The sequence below is a fragment of the Actimicrobium sp. GrIS 1.19 genome, assembly GCF_035984655.1.
In the GTDB taxonomy this organism is placed as follows: Bacteria; Pseudomonadota; Gammaproteobacteria; order Burkholderiales; family Burkholderiaceae_D; genus Actimicrobium.
Window position 1 is genome coordinate 43,687 of sequence record NZ_JAXCHT010000018.1, and the last position, 16,434, is coordinate 60,120.

At 56.9% G+C, this 16,434-nt stretch carries 19 protein-coding genes and 1 tRNA gene; 5 read left to right on the plus strand and 15 right to left on the minus strand.

From position 1 onward, the window contains the following. Positions 1-70 precede the first annotated feature (70 nt). The 11 genes from phoB to petA form a co-directional block, all read right to left on the minus strand. Positions 71-811: a phosphate regulon transcriptional regulator PhoB gene (gene phoB / locus RCH09_RS13330; RefSeq protein WP_326941597.1), complete on the minus strand. Its 741-nt coding sequence runs from the start codon at positions 809-811 to the stop codon at positions 71-73. A 253-nt stretch (positions 812-1,064) separates the two neighbouring features. Next, the gene (locus RCH09_RS13335) at positions 1,065-2,423 is read right to left on the minus strand and encodes an undecaprenyl-phosphate glucose phosphotransferase (RefSeq protein ID WP_326941648.1); all 1,359 of its coding nucleotides are present in this window, start codon (positions 2,421-2,423) and stop codon (positions 1,065-1,067) included. 49 nt (positions 2,424-2,472) lie between these two features. Further along, positions 2,473-3,792, minus strand: coding sequence for an XrtB/PEP-CTERM-associated polysaccharide biosynthesis outer membrane protein EpsL (epsL, locus tag RCH09_RS13340; protein ID WP_326941598.1), 1,320 nt, complete (start codon positions 3,790-3,792; stop codon positions 2,473-2,475). 98 nt (positions 3,793-3,890) lie between these two features. Further along, on the minus strand, positions 3,891-4,682 hold the full coding sequence (locus tag RCH09_RS13345; protein ID WP_326941599.1) for a CAAX prenyl protease-related protein: 792 nt from the start codon (positions 4,680-4,682) through the stop codon (positions 3,891-3,893). 399 nt (positions 4,683-5,081) lie between these two features. Beyond that, the gene (locus RCH09_RS13350) at positions 5,082-5,660 is read right to left on the minus strand and encodes an FxDxF family PEP-CTERM protein (protein ID WP_326941600.1); all 579 of its coding nucleotides are present in this window, start codon (positions 5,658-5,660) and stop codon (positions 5,082-5,084) included. Between the two features lie 253 nt (positions 5,661-5,913). Further along, positions 5,914-5,989, minus strand: a tRNA-Thr gene (locus RCH09_RS13355). Positions 5,990-6,018: 29 nt separating this feature from the next. Then, entirely contained in the window at positions 6,019-6,534 is a 516-nt protein-coding gene (locus RCH09_RS13360) for a ClpXP protease specificity-enhancing factor (RefSeq protein WP_326941601.1), read from the minus strand. A gap of 123 nt (positions 6,535-6,657) precedes the next feature. Further along, positions 6,658-7,269 (minus strand): glutathione S-transferase N-terminal domain-containing protein, encoded by a 612-nt coding sequence (locus tag RCH09_RS13365; protein WP_326941602.1) that lies wholly within the window; start codon positions 7,267-7,269, stop codon positions 6,658-6,660. Positions 7,270-7,351: 82 nt separating this feature from the next. Next, entirely contained in the window at positions 7,352-8,116 is a 765-nt protein-coding gene (locus tag RCH09_RS13370; RefSeq protein ID WP_326941603.1) for a cytochrome c1, read from the minus strand. Between the two features lie 18 nt (positions 8,117-8,134). Next, positions 8,135-9,541: a cytochrome b gene (locus RCH09_RS13375; RefSeq protein WP_326941649.1), complete on the minus strand. Its 1,407-nt coding sequence runs from the start codon at positions 9,539-9,541 to the stop codon at positions 8,135-8,137. Continuing rightward, entirely contained in the window at positions 9,541-10,155 is a 615-nt protein-coding gene (gene petA / locus RCH09_RS13380; protein WP_326941604.1) for a ubiquinol-cytochrome c reductase iron-sulfur subunit, read from the minus strand. Before petA ends, RCH09_RS13375 begins: the two co-directional genes overlap by 1 nt. On the opposite strand from petA, the gene RCH09_RS13385 reads away from it, so the two are divergent. The 5 genes from RCH09_RS13385 to RCH09_RS13405 all read left to right on the plus strand — a co-directional run bounded on the left by RCH09_RS13385 (position 10,138) and on the right by RCH09_RS13405 (position 14,251). Next, positions 10,138-10,461 carry a hypothetical protein gene (locus RCH09_RS13385; protein WP_326941605.1) on the plus strand — a complete coding sequence of 108 codons (324 nt, stop codon included), beginning with the start codon at positions 10,138-10,140 and terminating at the stop codon, positions 10,459-10,461. The two genes, petA and RCH09_RS13385, sit on opposite strands and share 18 nt — an antisense overlap. A gap of 138 nt (positions 10,462-10,599) precedes the next feature. Further along, the gene (locus RCH09_RS13390; protein ID WP_442785037.1) at positions 10,600-11,805 is read left to right on the plus strand and encodes an RNA-guided endonuclease InsQ/TnpB family protein; all 1,206 of its coding nucleotides are present in this window, start codon (positions 10,600-10,602) and stop codon (positions 11,803-11,805) included. Between the two features lie 107 nt (positions 11,806-11,912). Next, positions 11,913-12,326 carry a large conductance mechanosensitive channel protein MscL gene (mscL, locus tag RCH09_RS13395; protein WP_442785038.1) on the plus strand — a complete coding sequence of 138 codons (414 nt, stop codon included), beginning with the start codon at positions 11,913-11,915 and terminating at the stop codon, positions 12,324-12,326. An 89-nt stretch (positions 12,327-12,415) separates the two neighbouring features. Then, positions 12,416-13,576, plus strand: coding sequence for a Do family serine endopeptidase (locus RCH09_RS13400; RefSeq protein WP_326941608.1), 1,161 nt, complete (start codon positions 12,416-12,418; stop codon positions 13,574-13,576). 6 nt (positions 13,577-13,582) lie between these two features. Continuing rightward, the gene (locus RCH09_RS13405) at positions 13,583-14,251 is read left to right on the plus strand and encodes a DUF2461 domain-containing protein (RefSeq protein ID WP_326941609.1); all 669 of its coding nucleotides are present in this window, start codon (positions 13,583-13,585) and stop codon (positions 14,249-14,251) included. 37 nt (positions 14,252-14,288) lie between these two features. Here the strand turns inward: RCH09_RS13405 and tatC are convergent, their stop codons facing one another. The 4 genes from tatC to RCH09_RS13425 all read right to left on the minus strand — a co-directional run bounded on the left by tatC (position 14,289) and on the right by RCH09_RS13425 (position 16,411). Then, positions 14,289-15,056, minus strand: coding sequence for a twin-arginine translocase subunit TatC (tatC, locus tag RCH09_RS13410; protein ID WP_326941610.1), 768 nt, complete (start codon positions 15,054-15,056; stop codon positions 14,289-14,291). Between the two features lie 70 nt (positions 15,057-15,126). Further along, positions 15,127-15,639, minus strand: coding sequence for a Sec-independent protein translocase protein TatB (gene tatB, locus RCH09_RS13415; RefSeq protein WP_326941611.1), 513 nt, complete (start codon positions 15,637-15,639; stop codon positions 15,127-15,129). A gap of 61 nt (positions 15,640-15,700) precedes the next feature. Next, complete coding sequence (tatA, locus tag RCH09_RS13420) at positions 15,701-15,928, minus strand: Sec-independent protein translocase subunit TatA (protein WP_326941613.1); 228 nt, start codon at positions 15,926-15,928, stop codon at positions 15,701-15,703. Positions 15,929-16,033: 105 nt separating this feature from the next. After that, positions 16,034-16,411, minus strand: a complete 378-nt coding sequence (locus RCH09_RS13425) for a histidine triad nucleotide-binding protein (protein WP_326941614.1) — start codon at positions 16,409-16,411, stop codon at positions 16,034-16,036. Positions 16,412-16,434: the final 23 nt, after the last annotated feature.

Sequence of the window (16,434 nt, forward strand, 5' to 3'; positions counted from 1 at the left end):
TCATCACCGTCGCGACCGGTTTGGGCGACGGGCTCAATGCTTCGCGTTCAACCTCCCTCGGCCGGCGCTGCTAGCCTGCCTTGAACTCACCCTGCTCGACCTGCACCGGCGGCGGCGGTGCGACATTGGCCAGCACCAGCCGGTAGCCGCTGCCGCGCACGGTTTCGATCAGAATCCGGTGCGCGGTGGTTTCCAGTGCTGCACGCAGTCGACCGACATGGGTATCCACCGTGCGTTCTTCGACAAACGCGTTGCTGCCCCAGACCTGGTCAAGCAAGGTGGAGCGGCTATGCACGCGTTCCGGATGACTCATCAGATATTGCAGCAGGCGAAATTCGGTTGGTCCCAGACTCAACTGGTGCCCGCCAACGGCAGCGCGCTGGGTCGCCGGGTCAAGTCGCAGTCCACCGATTTCGACGATATCTGCAGCAAAATGCGGCGCCCGCCGGCGCAACAACGCCTGGATGCGCGCCAGCAACTCACGCGGACTGAAGGGCTTGGTCATGTAGTCGTCGGCGCCGCTTTCGAGGCCGAGAATCTTGTCCTGCTGTTCGCCGCGCGCACTGAGCATGATGATCGGAATCGAACGGGTATGGGCTTGCGATCGCAGGGCCCGGATCAGGTTCACGCCGGATTGCCCCGGCAGCATCCAGTCAACCAGCATCATGTCGGGCAACGCCTCGCGCACCAGCACCATCGCCGCCTCGGCGTCGTTGGCGAGCACCACTTCGTGTCCCGACAGATTGAGGTTGAAGGCGATCAATTCCTGGATCGCCCGCTCGTCCTCAACCACTAAAATTCTTGCTCGCATCAACTTGACCCTTAGGAGAAATCACGCAGTCTCTGGCGCGTTGTTGACTTCTGAATGTCGGCATGGCCAGAGTGATCGGTGCTGCGTCGGTTGCCGCGACGGCGTCCAGCAACGCACCGCCCGGCGCTCCCCGCGCAGGTTCGGCAATGTTGCAGGATGTATCACCTTTCCAACTGTCGATGCATAGTGCAGACTATTTATGACCTGTTGATGACGCGTGTTGCTGCCTTGTTGCGGGATGTTTGATGCTATGTCAGTGCGCGTTCTCGCGCTGGAGAACGACCTTCACGGTGCGCACCACGATCCACAAATCGAGCAACAGTGACCAGTTGCGCAGGTAATCGAGATCGAACTCGATGCGCGCTTCCATTTTTTCGAGGGTGTCGGTTTCACCGCGCAAACCATTGACCTGCGCCCAGCCAGTGATGCCCGGACGCACCTTGTGGCGCAGCATGTAGCCCTTGATCAGCTTGCGGTATTGCTCGTTGTGGGCAACGGCATGCGGACGCGGGCCGACAATGCTCATCCGGCCCTGCAACACATTGATGAATTGCGGCAGTTCATCGAGCGAACTGCTGCGCAGGAACCGGCCGACGCGTGTCACCCGCATGTCGTCCTTGGTTGCCTGCACCACTTTTGCACCGTCCTCGACCACCGTCATCGAGCGAAACTTGTAGACGGTGATTTCTTCGCCGTACAGCCCGTACCGACGTTGCTTGAAGATGACCGGCCCGGGCGAGGTGAGTTTCACCGCCAGCGCGATGATCAGCATCACCGGCAACAACAGCAACTGGATCAGCAATGCCAACAGGATATCGCTGGCGCGCTTGATCAGACTGTTGATGCCGGTAAATGGCGTCTCGCAAATCGCCACCACCGGTACGCCGCCGATATTGTCGAAGCGCGCCTGCATCAGGTCGAAGGTGTAGATGTCCGGCAAAAAATAGATCGAGACCGTGGTGTCCTGCAATTCGTCGAGCAGCTTGTTGATGCGCGGTTGCGCCGACATCGGCAGGCTGATGAACAGCATCTTGATATTGTGTTCGCGCACGTAGGCGGCAATGCTGTCCATCTTTCCGAGCAGCGGCACTTTCAGGCCAGGCGGATGGCGGGACGGATCGCGGTCTTCAAAATAGCCCAGCAGCTCCATCATCAGATTGGGATATTCCTCAATGCGAGCCGCAAGCTTGAGTCCCGCTTCGCTGGCGCCGACGATGACGACCGAGCGCGCTTCCCCATCCTTGCGCAAATTGGAGGTGATCTTGCGTACTGCGAAGTGGCTCGCCAACAAGGCGAACGGCGTCAATATGCTCCACAGGATGAGCACCTGGTCCGAGTATTGATACGACAGCCCGCTGGCATAGCCGATGAATGCAATCACGGCGATCACGATCATCCAGCCAACAAAAATATCGCGGCTGTACGCCAGCAACTTGCCCCGATGCCAGGTTCGCGCCGGATCAATTTGTTCGTACACGAACGACGACACGAAGAACACGATAATGACCAACACCAGGTAATAGCCGGTAAAGCGTTCGTCGTTCAACAGCGTCAAGATGTACAGCAGGCTGATGATGATGAACGGGTCAAGCAGACGCTTGAAAAAGGACATCAACGGGATTTCGTTAGCGGTCGGAGTCACGGTATGCGCCTGTCAAATTTCAGAATGTCGAGCGAACGCTAATCGACATGCCATTGGCTTCGTAGCCGTTCTGGGGGTTGCTTGAACCAAGATTGTCGCGGAACAGCGATGTGCTGAGCTGCAGGTTTTGCAACGCAAACCAGGTTACCGAGAGTGATGCGAAATGGGATATGTCGACGCGTGGGGATGACGACGCCGGGTTGAATGCGGTGGCGTTGCTGTAATCGCGGTTCTCGTACTTGATGAGTCCTTCCACGCGCACCTTCGCGACCGCATCCCACGTTGCGCCAAGGCTTGCGCCTTTGTTGAGCGTATAGCTGGCGGTCAGATCGTCGGCCGGGCTGATTTCACGCCACAGGTTCATCGTCACGTCGATCTTGCCGGTTGCCTGCTGCGAGCCAATGATGCGGAAACTCGGATTGCTAGTGTCCCGCGACGGCAGAAAATCATGCTTGCGTTCGACCCATCCACCGACCATCTGCAAATGCGTCTTGCCCGTGACCTGCCAATCAACCTTGCCCTGGTATTCATTCTGATCGTAACTGTTGTCGATCAGGAAAAATCCAACCTGCTGCTGGGTCGGGTAAGTTCCGCGGATCCGTCGCACCACGACGCCAACCGAGCTGTTGCTGGAGGGCAGGTAGTCGAGACCCAGTTCCCGGGCGCCCTCGCTGCGGTCGCCAATTTTTTGACGTTCGAGGTCGTAACTCAATTTGAGATGCGAGATGGCGCCATGCAGACTCCAGCTCGGATGAAAGCGCCACTTGGCATCGAGGAATTCGCGATCCTGATTGCGGATGCTGCGCTCGCCCGGAATCAACTGTGTATTCGGCGTCAACGCCTGCGAGTAGGTGGCGCCCAGATTGCCTTCGAGATGATTGCCGAATTGCCAGGCCCAATTGGCCTGTGCGTCCTTGGCATCGTTGTCGAGGTTGGTGAATTCGGAGAAATTGGTACGGCTCAGATTGAAATTGCCGGTGACGTGCTGCCGGCTGTAGTACTTGTCAATCAGGATGCCCCCTTCGGCACGGCGAAACGAGTCCGAGGTCTTGCTCAGAAAAGTCTGCGTTTCGGGAAGACGGAACAGATTGCTGTCATATGACCACGCATAGCCCAGATATGGCTGAAACACATCGCCTTGCATTGCCACCGCAGTCTGACAAAGCAGCGCACCGCTCAGCGCACCAGCAAATAACAACTGATGGCGAAAGAGCGCCGAACCCGGCCGATGCTGCGGCGGAGCAGCCGGGCGGATTGCGGAACCCACTGGCTGACCGATGCGCACGGACAATGCGACGAGCGCATCGTGCGGCGTTCCAAATTCTGTTGAATATGTCAAATTATCTTTTTCTGGAATCACACGACCAACCGTTCAATTTAATTTTTGCATCGGATTAAAAGACCGGCTCACGCCGGAATCGCCGCTCGGAAACGGCATCACCAGTAAATCCAGTTGCCCGTCGCGACAATCCAGCATCCCAACATTGCGTTGGTTACGCCGTGCGCTATCACAGGCGACCATAGATTCCTGGTTCGCATATACAGGCCGGCGTACACCACTGCAGCCAACAACCCGGCCAGCCATAAATTGTGTTCAAAGGCAAAAAAAACCGCCGTAATCGCAAACGCTTTCAGCCCTACCCGCGCCGGATCGACGGCAAGAAAATCTGCCTTCTCCAACCAGCGCAGCAGAAACGAACGCCAGAACAGCTCTTCCATGACAGGTACGATCAGTGCGGCCCCGGTCAGTCGCACTGCAACCAATTCCCAGTCGATACCCTGGACTCCACGGGGATCAAAGCCGGTTGGCGTGCCGACAACCATCCATGCGGCGCCGAGATTGATCCATGCAACAAAAACGCCAGCGCCGGCGGCGATTACGATCAGCCAGTCCTTCCGGCGCGGCATGGAAGCAGATCGCAGTTCGTCATAGTTGTTCCGCAAAAACCAAATCGTTGCCGCCACGAACGCAATTTTTACACCATACATCCATCGCAATCCATCTCCGCCCCAATCAAGGCGCTCCAGCATATCAACAACGAAAGTAAAGAAGATATAAACAGCGAAAGGAAGAATGCGCGGCGTCGATGGTCGCCTTGATATCTTATCCAAGCGAACCCGCCAGGCCGACTTCGTTGGCATGACCACAGCGCCGGCTCCGTCTCCGGATGATTTTTTCATACAGGTGACGTCTTCTTTTTTTGCACTGCGGTGCTTGCTTGATGCCATGTACCCATATCTTCAGCGCCGCTTGCGATATTTATCGGATTATTTGCCGTAACGGCACACAAGTGTTCGCGATCCTGCTGCGGCGGCCGCGCTTTAAGTATCCAATAGACAAGTTCTGCATCGGCGTAGCAGTTTATGTCGTGTGTATTACGGTGCGATGACAGCCGCGCGCCGGACCGGCCAATGTAGCGTTATACCGTTAACTTGCCGAACAGAACCAGAAAAGATGTCATCCCGACTTCATGCCAGCCGATCGTCGACTTCCCGACGCACGCGCTACAACCGGCTAAAAAGAAAATACCGCCAGCGGCGGTACAAAAACGATCTCCATTGGGGCCGCTTGCTCTGTTAGGCTGCCCTAACTGTCGTCATTCGGGGAAGAATTTTACAGGGTGAGGACTAGGCCTTGCCGGACTTCTTGCGCGCAACCAGCAGCATCGCTGCGGCACCCATGAGCAACATGCCGTAGTTGGTTGGCTCGGGTACTGGCGAGACATTCAGGACACCCGAATAGCTGCCGCCGAACGTGCCGATAACGTTCCCGCGAATTTCGAGGGTGTAGGTTGCCGCAGCAAGTGACGCCAGCGACAGAACGGTGGTGGAACCCGTCAGGCCATTGGCACTGAACGGTGTGCTCCAGGCTTGCATCAGCGTGGCGGTTGCCGGGCTGAACGGGCCGATGCCTTGATACAGGCGCGCCGAAATATTGTTGATGCCGAAGAATTGACCGAGATCAATCGTCGCCGTCACGCTGCTCAACGAGGCGACTTGCGACAGATTGAACACAAAATCATCGTAGAACGAGACAGCCGTGGGAGCCTGAAACGAATTTTCGTACGAACTCGTGAGTGGCGCCGTCAATGTGCCCAGTGCGAAAGTCGTCGGCGCGGACGCGGTGCCTGCGGCGTGCGCCGCAGCCGAGCAGGCCAGCGCGCCAAACAGAAAAAGGGCTGGCAGTAAGGTCTTGAGACGGGTCATGGGAAGTACTCCTGGATATGGAACGTCGGCAACACGCCGCAATGAAATGGCCTGACTTGCCGGACAACGCATACCGCTTCTAGCCGACTTGGCTAGATTATGCTTTTGATATGTCGCAGTATTTCAATCCTCTGGACAACAAACTGTAGTCCGTTCAGATCATTGACAGTGGCTCCAATGGCGCTCAACCGGCGACCGGCGCGCCACAAACAAAAAAAGCCAGTCACCATAACGGTGCTGACTTTCTTCAAACTGGTGCCGACTGCAGGACTTGAACCCGCCACCCCATGATTACAAATCATGTGCTCTACCAGATGAGCTAAGCCGGCCAGACTACAACGAGCGGTATTGTACTTGATTATTTAATGCGGGTGAGCGTTGGTCGACCGCCTTTTTTGGGCGGCTCAGGGTCGTCGTCCGGACTGTCCCCATCTGACTTTACCGGGCGAATCGACGACACCGAACTCAGTGTGGGTTCCGCAGTGGGCGAGGCCTCATCGGCAACAGATTCATTGGTCGACTGGCCGTCGTGCGGCGCATTTTCAGCATCGCGCGCGGGCAAGCGCGATACTTCGAATGCCATCCCCTGCCCGTTTTCACGGGCGTAAATGGCAATCACGTTTTCAACCGGCACCGAAATTTCGCGTGAGACGCCACCGAATCGGGCGCTGAAATGAATCAGGTCATTGTCCATCTTCAACGCGCTGGTGGCGTCAAAGCTGATGTTCAAGACGATTTCGCCGTTCTTGACGAACTGCATCGGAACGCGGGTCTGACCGTCGACCAGCACCGCAAGATAGGGGGTATAGCCGTTGTCAGTACACCATTCGTAGATGGCGCGCAGCAGGTAGGGCTTGGTGGAGGATTCGGACATGGAATGAGGACAACAAAAGCACGGCAATATAACGAAAAGCGGACCCGCCGCGCACCCGATTTGATCGGCCTGACCAGAATCGGTTCAGGCGAATAACCCGGTGCGCAAACACAATCTGCCGAATTACCGACGCATGACTTTTTCGGAAGGCGTCAGCGCTTCGATGTAAGCCGGGCGGGAGAAAATCCGCTCGGCATATTTCATTAGTGGCGCAGCCGTCTTGGACAGTTCGATACCGTAATGATCCAGACGCCACAGCAGCGGTGCAACGGCCACGTCGAGCATCGAGAATTCGTCGCCAAGCATGTACTTGTTCTTCAAGAACAAGGGTGCCAGCGTGGTCAGGCGATCGCGGATTTCATTGCGGGCTTTTTCCTGCAACTTCTCCGAACCCTTTGCCTTGTCGTTCTCCAGCGTATGCACGTGAACAAACAGCTCTTTTTCGAAGTTGAACAACATCAGCCGCGCTCGCGCGCGCATCAGCGGGTCAGCCGGCATCAGCTGCGGATGCGGGAAGCGCTCGTCGATGTATTCGTTGATGATATTGGATTCGTAGAGGATCAAGTCACGCTCGACCAGGATCGGGACCTGGCCGTACGGGTTCATCGTCGAGATATCTTCCGGCTTGTTGAACAGATCAACGTCGCGAACTTCAAAGTCCATGCCTTTTTCGAACAGGACGAGGCGGCAACGCTGTGAAAATGGGCACGTGGTGCCCGAGTAGAGAACCATCATTTTGTAGTTCCTTAGAAACAAAGGGGCGAGACGATGGACGGCTCACCCCGATCAACATGCCCGCACCTGCGGGCTAATCCAGTTACTTGACTTCTTTCCAGTACGACGCATTCAGGCGCCACGCAATTACGCCAAACAAGCTCAGGAAGATCAGAACGATGACACCCAGCTTGTGGCGCTGATTCTGGGAAGGCTCAGCCATCCAGCTCATGTAAGCCACCAGATCGCCGATCGCTTCGTCGTACTCGATCGTGCTCATCTTGCCCGGCGAAATCTGCTCGAAGCCGACGAACTTGTGTTCTGTCTTGCCTTCTTCGTGCGGGTCCTTGACGTCGGCAAATTTGGCGCCGCGCACGCCTTGCAGTTCCCACAGCACGTGAGGCATAGCGGCGTTCGGATAAACCAGATTGTTCCAGCCGGTTGGCCGGCTATCATCCTTGTAGAAGGTGCGCAGATACGTGTAGAGGTAATCTGCACCTGAGCCCGCCTCGCCGGATTTGGCGCGTGCAATGACCGACAGATCCGGTGGCGACACGCCCAGCCAATCCTTGCCATCCTTCGCCGTCATGGACACCTTCATCAAATCGCCCACCTTGTCCGTAGCGAACAGGAGATTGGTCTTGATCTGATCTTCAGTCAGGCCGATGTCGCGCATGCGGTTGTAACGCATCGACGCCGCCGCGTGACAGTTCAGGCAGTAATTGACGAACAGTTTCGCGCCGTTTTGCAGCGAGCTGAGGTTGGTCAAACGGTCAGGCGCACGATCCAGCTTCGGGCCACCTTCATTGGCCAGTGCCATTGCGGGCAACAGGACAAGTGCCGCGATCATTTTTTTTAACAGTTTCATTCTTGATCCCTTAGCGGCTTAATGCGGATGAAACGTGACACGTTTCGGCACGGGCTTGAATTTTCCAGCGGCGCTCCACCAAGGCATCAGCATGAAGAAACCAAAGTAGATGATGGTGCAGATCTGCGCGACCAGAGTACGTCCATCAGTCGGCGGCAAAACACCCAAATAGCCGAGGATGATGAAGGAAACGCCGAATAGGATGTAGACCAATTTATGCCAGCCCGGGCGATACCGGATCGATTTGACCCGGGAATGATCGAGCCATGGCATTGCTGCCAGAATCAGCACGGAGGCGCCCATCAGAACGACGCCGAAAAACTTCGCGTCGAGCACGAACATGCTGGCGATGGCGACCAGTCCGATCACTGCAACGATCGCCTTGACTAGTCCGGCAAGCCGCGACTTGAGGATCAATAGGGCAACGTAACCGACTACCACCGCCATCATTGCGTATATGAATTGCGACGTCGTCGCCCGCAACACCGAGTAGAACGGTGTGAAGTACCAGACCGGTGCGATATGCAGTGGCGTCTTGAGCGAATCGGCAGGAAGGAAGTTGTTGTATTCGAGGAAATATCCACCCATTTCCGGTGCGAAGAAGATCACGGCACTGAAAATCGTGAGAAAAATGACCACACCAAAGACATCATGGACGGAGTAATACGGATGCGAGGGAATCGAATCCAGCGGATGACCATCAGGGCCCAGGGTATCCTTGACTTCAATGCCGTCCGGGTTGTTCGAGCCGACTTCATGCAGCGCAATCAGATGTGCCATGACCAGGCCGATCAAGACTAGCGGGATCGCAATGACATGGAACGCGAAGAACCGGTTCAGGGTTGCGTCAGAGACCACATAGTCGCCACGAATCCACAACGACAAGTCCGGACCAATGAATGGAATGGCGCCGAACAGATTGACAATGACCTGTGCACCCCAATAGGACATTTGCCCCCAAGGGAGCAGATAGCCGAAGAACGCTTCGCCCATCAGCGCTAGGAAAATCCCCACGCCAAACAACCAGATCAATTCGCGCGGCTTGCGGTATGAGCCATACATCAGTGCGCGCGTCATGTGCAGGTAAATGATGATGAAGAACGCCGAGGCCCCAGTGGAGTGCATGTAGCGCACCAACCAGCCCCATGGTACGTCGCGCATGATGTACTCGACCGAAGCAAACGCCAGATTGGCGTCCGGCTTGTAGTGCATGACCAGGAAGATGCCGGTGACGATCTGCAGGGCAAGCACCAGCATGGCCAGCGAGCCGAAGATGTACCACCAGTTCAAGCTCTTGGGTGCGTAGTAATTGCCCCAGGCGCCGTTCCAGATACTGGTCAGCGGAAAGCGCGAATCAACCCAGTTCAGTGCCTTGTCGGCCATCGGCGCATTGGCCGGCAGCTGTTTTTCGTGGAATGCCATGATTACGCCTCGCCTTTCTCGTCTTTGCCGATGACGAGTTTGCCATCGCCGACAAACATATGCCGCGGCACTGTCAAATTATCCGGCGCAGGCTTGTTTTTGTAGACACGACCGGCCAGATCGAAGGTCGACCCGTGGCACGGGCAAAGGAATCCGCCGGCCCAGTCATCTGGCAGCGAAGGCTGCGGACCGGTTTGAAACTTGGTGCCAGGCGAGCAACCCAGATGCGGGCAGATGCCGACGGCGACGAAGATGTCCGGTTTGATCGAGCGCGTTTCGATATTGACGTACGAGGGCGTCAGATCACCGGGACTGCGTTTTGATTCAGGGTCTGCCAATTCACCCGCATTCTTGTCTGCCTTGAGGGTGGCAACCATCTCCGGCGTCCGCTTCAGGATCCAGACTGGCTTCCCGCGCCATTCGACAATCTTCATTTCGCCCGGCACAAGGCCTGAGATGTCGACCTCCACCGCAGCGCCGGCGGCTTTTGCCCGCTCGGACGGTTGAAATGTGGAAACCAACGCCGCCGTCGTCGCCAGACCGGCCACACCGCCCGCTGCGCATGTTGCGGCGAGCAAGTTGCGTCGACCGGAATCGACTTGCTTTTCGTTACTCATACCAACCCCAATCAGTCAAAATACGAAATCTGTTTGAAACTTCTAGCAACCTTAGATTATATCGGAGCAAGCGATCCTTTTAAAGGGAAACCATTGGTTTTGCCTACCCTACTTCTGTTTTCGCTGCCACTTTCGGGTTTCACCGGCCGCTTACTCGCCCTAAATCCAGCAAATGGCGATTTTTTGGCGCTGCCGACGATGACGATGCACGATTTGTGGGCGGGATCGTCAAGAGCGCCGCTGTTGGCATCGCAGGGACAAACTGTCCAAGTGTCCGGCAGTTCGCGGGCTTCAGGTTGGATTTAAGAGCTAGGTCGTGACAGGCGGCCAAGATGCTGCCCCGCACTCTTGTCACGTTGCGTCCCAACACTGTAATGTTCAAGTATGCTAATTCAACGTGCATACAAATACCGACTGCGTACCAACGGTGCAAACACGCGTTTGATGCGCCGCTTCGCCGGCTGTGGGCGCAAGGTGTGGAATTTGGCATTGAACCTGCAGCAGGCGAACTACGCCGCTGGCGGCAAGTACATCAGCTATGCGGCGATGTGCAAACACCTGACCGGCTGGCGCGCAGCGCCGGCGACGGTATGGTTGTCGGACGCGCCGGTGCATACACAACAGCAGGCGCTCAAAGACCTCGATCGTGCGTACCAGAACTTCTTCGCCGGTCGGGCCGACTTCCCGACATTTAAGAAGAAGGGTCGGGGTGACAGCTTCCGTTACCCGGACGCAAAGCAGTTCAAGGTCGATCAGGGCAACGGACGAATCTTCCTGCCCAAGCTTGGCTGGATCCGCTACCGCAACGGCAGGACGCTGCTCGGCACGCCGCGCAACGCCACCGTCAGCGCGGCAGCCAGCGAATGGTTTGTGTCGGTACAGACGCAGTATGAGGTCATAGAGCCGGTGCCGGTGGCAACTGATGCCATAGGCATTGACCTCGGCATTGTGCGTTTCGCCACCCTGTCAGATGGCGCATTCATCGCACCATTGAACAGTTTCAAGAAGCACCAACAGCGCCTGGCGAAATACCAGCGCTGCATGAGCAGAAAAGTGAAATTCAGCAGCAACTGGAGAAAAGCCAAGGCCAAAGTCACGGCAATTCACCGTGACATCGCCAATGCGAGAAATGACTTCCTGCACAAGACGACAACGACTATCAGCAACAACCACGCGTTGGTCGCTGTCGAAGATTTAGAGGTCGTGAACATGACAAGGTCGGCGCAGGGGACTGTTGCAACCTCGGGCAAGAACGTGCGTGCCAAGGCAGGATTGAATCGGTCGATCCTCGATCAGGGCTGGGGCGAATTTCGCCGTCAGCTCGCGTACAAGCTCAACTGGAATGGCGGGTTTTTCATGCAGGTGCCCGCCCACCACACCAGTCAGACTTGCCCGTGCTGCGGGCATGTCGACAAAGCCAACCGAAAGACCCAGTCGGCGTTTCTGTGTACCATTTGCTGGTACGAGAACAACGCCGATGTCGTCGGCGCGATCAACGTACTCGATCGCGCCCTGGCGCAACTGTCTCAACCGAGTACTGAAGAAGGGCCGGACACGGCCCAGATCGCCTGTGAGGTGAACGGAGCAGTCAGGCCGTCAGCAGCAGGAACCCACCGAAGCGACGTGCAAGAGGTTTTGTATGCGCAGTAGGAATCCCCGTCCTCTGCGCGTAAGCGCCAGCCGTCAGGCTGTGGTGGGGGAGGATGTCAAAACGGTACAATCCTCAAACACTGACAAAAAAGGGGAATAAATTGGGAATGATCACTGAATTCAAGACCTTTGCCATCAAGGGCAATGTAATGGATCTGGCCGTTGGCGTAATTATTGGCGGCGCATTCGGAAAAATTGTCGACTCGGTGGTGCAAGATTTGATCATGCCAATCGTCAGTACCATTTTTGGCGGCCTCGATTTCGCAAATTACTATTTGCCCCTCAAGGGGCAGGGAATGCAACTCTCACTGATTGAGGCCAAAAAAGCCGGCGCCGTTTTCGCCTACGGAAATTTTTTGACGATATTCCTCAACTTTCTCATTTTGGCTTTCATTATTTTTCAAATGGTTCGATTGATTAATCGCGCCAGGCGCACCGAGCCGGCGGTGCCCGCCCCACCCGCGGCGCCGACAGAAGAAGTGCTGTTGCTGCGCGAAATTCGCGATACCCTGCGCAAGTAAATTTTTTCGTCAAGCTGGCAGACAGGACGCTGGAAAACGGCGTTGTCTGCCACCATCTAGCAGTTTCCTTCTTTTTCCTGAATCAACATATGCGACGTCTCTGGCTATTATTTGCCCAAACTGCAACAGTCGGGTTGGCGCTTTGGTTCATCGTGATCACATTGCAGCCTGATTGGCTCGGCCGCAGAGCGCACAGCCCGCAAGCGGCGCCGGCCGGAACAACCATGGCGACCTCGGCGCCGACGCCGTCCGGCAGCAATTCATTTCGCGACGCCGCCGGTCGCGCAATGCCGTCCGTCGTGAACATTTATACGACCAAGGCATCGCAACAGGCGCGCAACCCGCTCCTCGATGATCCAGTCTTCCGGCGATTTTTCGGCGACCGGGCTGACCCTGACGAGAAACAGTTCAGCCTGGGCTCCGGGGTCGTGGTCAGCTCGGCCGGCTATATCCTGACCAACAACCACGTTGTCGAAGCAGCCGACGAAATTGAAGTGGCCTTTGCCGATGGCCGCAAAGCTGCCGCCAAGGTAGTCGGCGCAGATCCCGAAACCGATCTGGCGGTCATCAAGGTCGCGGTGGCGGATTTGCCGGCTATTAAGCTCGCTGATATCGCGCAGGCACGCGTTGGCGACGTTGTGCTGGCAATCGGCAATCCATTTGGCGTGGGCCAGACCGTGACCATGGGAATCATCTCGGCGCTGGGCCGCAATCACCTCAATATCAATACGTTCGAAAATTTCATTCAAACCGATGCGGCGATTAATCCCGGCAATTCCGGCGGCGCGCTGATCGATGTCAACGGCAATCTGCTCGGCATTAATACGGCGATTTACTCCCGTACCGGCGGCTCACTCGGCATCGGCTTTGCGATTCCCGTCAGCACCATCAAGACCGTGATGGACTCGATCATCGGCAGTGGCTCGGTAGTGCGCGGCTGGATCGGCGTCGAGCCGCAGGACATCACGCCTGAGCTGGCCGAGAGTTTCGGGCTGAGCCGCAAATCTGGCGCCATCATCGCAGGCGTTCAGAAAGGCGGCCCGGCCGACCGCGCAGGGCTACGGCCCGGTGACATCCTGGTTGCGGTCGAAGACAAGCCGGTGACTGACACTACCGAGATGCTGAATCTGATCGCGCAACTGGTCCCAGGCAAGCGCAGCAAGATGACGATCATGAGAAAGTCCACCGAGTCGACGCTGGATGTGATGGTCGGAAAGCGGCCGAAGCCCCAACGCCAGGAAGCGGAATAACATCCCATGCATCTTCGCGATCTGATCCAGTTCCTCGGTGAACTGGAAGAAAACAATAACCGCGCCTGGTTCGTGATGAACAAACCGCGCTACGACATCTTGCGCGCCGAGTTTCTGGAACTGGTGACGGAATTAATCGCAGACATCGCGCGCTTCGATCCGCTGGTAGCGGGCTGCAACCCGAGGAAAGCGCTGTTCAGGATCAATCGCGACATGCGCTTCTCCAAGGACAAGAGCCCGTACAAGACCCAGTTCTCGGCCGCCATCACGGCGACCAACCTGAAACGGCCCAGCCAGGGCGGCGGACCGCACTATTATTTTCATATCGATGCGCGCGGAACCGTACTGGTCGCTGGTGGGGAATACATGCCGCCGCCGGAACGGCTGCGGGCGATTCGCCAGCAAGTGATCGATGACGCCAGCGGTTTCGGGAAGTTGTTGAAAAATCGCAAATTGGTGGCGCGGTTCGGCGCCCTGAGCGACGAAAACAAACTGGCGCGTCCGCCGAAGGGGTTTGTGGTCGATACGCCGCATACGGAATATCTGAAACTCAAGAGTTTTGTTGCCTTCACCGAATCGAGCCTGCAGGACACGCCGGCACACACTCTCGGCCATGAATTGGCGTCGGCATTCGGGGATGTCTATCCGCTGGTCGCCTGGTTGCGGCTGGCGTAACGAACCATCACCTGCCTGGGCCACCAGGCAGAGGCCGTCAATGCAAATCCGGCTCTTCGGTGGGCGCCTGCGTCATGCGCACAAACAGCGGCGCCACCAGCAAACCAACCTCGTACAGCAAGCACAGCGGCACTGCCAGCAGCAGTTGGCTCATGATGTCCGGTGGCGTCACCACCGCGGCCAGCACAAACGCGCCAACGATGACATACGGACGGATCTGCCGCAACTTCTCGACCGTCACCAAGCCCATCCGCACCAGCACCACAACGACGATCGGGACTTCGAATGTGAGCCCGAAGGCAATGAACATGGTCATCACAAAACTGAAGTAGGCATCGATGTCCGGCGCCACGGAAATGGATTTGGGCGCGAAGTTGTTCACGAATCGAAACACCACGCCAAACACCAGAAAATAGCAAAATGCGACGCCGGTCACGAACAACACCGACGACGACACCACCAGCGGTGCAATCAGCTTTTTCTCATGCGCGTAGAGTCCCGGTGCGATGAAGGCCCAGAGCTGATACAGCACCCAGGGCAGCGTGATCATGAATGCCAGCAGCAGCGTCACTTTCATCGGAATCAGGAACGGCGTGATCACACCGGTGGCGATCATCTTGCTGCCGGCCGGCAGCGCCACCATCATCGGATAGGCCAGCAAATCGTAAATCTGCCCGGCCCAGGGCATCAGGCACAGAAATACAATGATGACCGCGATCGATGCTTTCATGATGCGGTTGCGCAGTTCGATCAGGTGACTGATGAACGTCTCCTGCGGGCTTTCGGTGCTTGCTTCTGGGTTCATGGATTGGTGCCGAATGCATCGGCGACAAGGGATTGCAGGATTGGCCGCTCAACGCTGAACAAGCCGCGCCTCAATGGAACGAACCCGCGCCGGGAGAGCCCGTTGGTCGAAACCGGGACACCCGTGCGGCGCCCGAAATAACGCGCGTCTTGCGACCGCTCTGGTGCTTGAACCAGACCGGCACGGCGGACATGCGCGCCAGCTTCTTCTTGCGGAAATTTTTTTGCTTGATGGCCAACTGGTCCGGCGTTGGCGTGTTGAGCAACGGATTGTCGTCACTGCCGTTGTAGTCGTGCTGCGCGCTTGACAGCGCGCCATATATGGCACTTTGCGCCTCACCCACGCACTCGGAAAGGTCTTTCCCGATATCGCTGGCAGCATCCTGCATGTCTTTTTGCATTTTGCGCAGCGCGTCGAGTTCCATTTCGCGCCCGACCTCGGACTTGACCTGATTGATGTAGCGTTGCGCGCGTCCATACAGGGTACCCGCCATGCGGGCGACACGCGGCAGCTTCTCAGGGCCGATGACGACCAGGGCAACGACGCCAATCAAGGCAAGCTTGGAAAGACCGAGATCAATCATGGGGGAACGCAAAGCAGAGTGGTCGGCATGCCTGCAAACAAAACGGCACTGCCCGGCCAGATCAGCTCTTTGTCTTCTCTTTCACGTCGACGTCGATGGTGCTCTTATCGGCAACTTGCGCCGACGGGGCTGGCGATTTTGCCGCATCCTCATCGCCTTTGACGCCATCCTTGAATCCCTTGACGGCTTTTCCGAGATCCGCGCCCATGTTGCCGATTTTCTTTGTTCCGAAAACCAGCATGACGATCACCAGCACGATCAACCAGTGCCAAATGCTAAATGAACCCATTTTATTTCTCCTAGCCGGACACGATGGTCCGGCAAACAATTGGTGTGACGTCGAACCCGTGCGGCGCCGATGATACTGCGGCTGGCGGCGCCTTGTTCCAACGCCCTATGCTCGACGCTGCCCGCGCCACGGGAGCGGACCGCCGATGACATGGAGATGCAAATGATACACCTCTTGACCACCATCCGGACCGGTGTTGAACAGCGTCTTGAAGCCACCGCTGCCACCGTTTTCGGCATTCGCTACATAGCCGCATCCCTGCTCGGCAGCCAGTTTCGGCGCCAGCAGCATCATCTTGCCGAGCAACGCTGCGTGCTCTTCGGTGCAATCGGCCAATGTCGCAATGTGACGCTTCGGCACGATCAGAAAATGGACCGGCGCAGCCGGATTGATGTCGTTGAACACCAGCACGTCATCGTCCTCGAAAATCACTTTCGAGGGGATTTTCCCGGAGGCGATCTTGCAGAAAAGGCAGTCTGTCATGGTGATCCTGGCTGATGGGGGTG

Coding starts and splice junctions, on each gene's coding strand:
- phoB (WP_326941597.1), bottom strand. CDS start 811: ATGCGAGCAAGAATTTTAGTGGTTGAGGACGAGCGGGCGATCCAGGAA.
- RCH09_RS13335 (WP_326941648.1), bottom strand. CDS start 2,423: ATGTCCTTTTTCAAGCGTCTGCTTGACCCGTTCATCATCATCAGCCTG.
- RCH09_RS13345 (WP_326941599.1), bottom strand. CDS start 4,682: ATGGCATCAAGCAAGCACCGCAGTGCAAAAAAAGAAGACGTCACCTGT.
- RCH09_RS13350 (WP_326941600.1), bottom strand. CDS start 5,660: ATGACCCGTCTCAAGACCTTACTGCCAGCCCTTTTTCTGTTTGGCGCG.
- RCH09_RS13360 (WP_326941601.1), bottom strand. CDS start 6,534: ATGTCCGAATCCTCCACCAAGCCCTACCTGCTGCGCGCCATCTACGAA.
- RCH09_RS13365 (WP_326941602.1), bottom strand. CDS start 7,269: ATGATGGTTCTCTACTCGGGCACCACGTGCCCATTTTCACAGCGTTGC.
- RCH09_RS13370 (WP_326941603.1), bottom strand. CDS start 8,116: ATGAAACTGTTAAAAAAAATGATCGCGGCACTTGTCCTGTTGCCCGCA.
- petA (WP_326941604.1), bottom strand. CDS start 10,155: ATGAGTAACGAAAAGCAAGTCGATTCCGGTCGACGCAACTTGCTCGCC.
- RCH09_RS13390 (WP_442785037.1), top strand. CDS start 10,600: ATGCGCCGCTTCGCCGGCTGTGGGCGCAAGGTGTGGAATTTGGCATTG.
- mscL (WP_442785038.1), top strand. CDS start 11,913: ATGATCACTGAATTCAAGACCTTTGCCATCAAGGGCAATGTAATGGAT.
- RCH09_RS13400 (WP_326941608.1), top strand. CDS start 12,416: ATGCGACGTCTCTGGCTATTATTTGCCCAAACTGCAACAGTCGGGTTG.
- RCH09_RS13405 (WP_326941609.1), top strand. CDS start 13,583: ATGCATCTTCGCGATCTGATCCAGTTCCTCGGTGAACTGGAAGAAAAC.
- tatC (WP_326941610.1), bottom strand. CDS start 15,056: ATGAACCCAGAAGCAAGCACCGAAAGCCCGCAGGAGACGTTCATCAGT.
- tatB (WP_326941611.1), bottom strand. CDS start 15,639: ATGATTGATCTCGGTCTTTCCAAGCTTGCCTTGATTGGCGTCGTTGCC.
- tatA (WP_326941613.1), bottom strand. CDS start 15,928: ATGGGTTCATTTAGCATTTGGCACTGGTTGATCGTGCTGGTGATCGTC.
- RCH09_RS13425 (WP_326941614.1), bottom strand. CDS start 16,411: ATGACAGACTGCCTTTTCTGCAAGATCGCCTCCGGGAAAATCCCCTCG.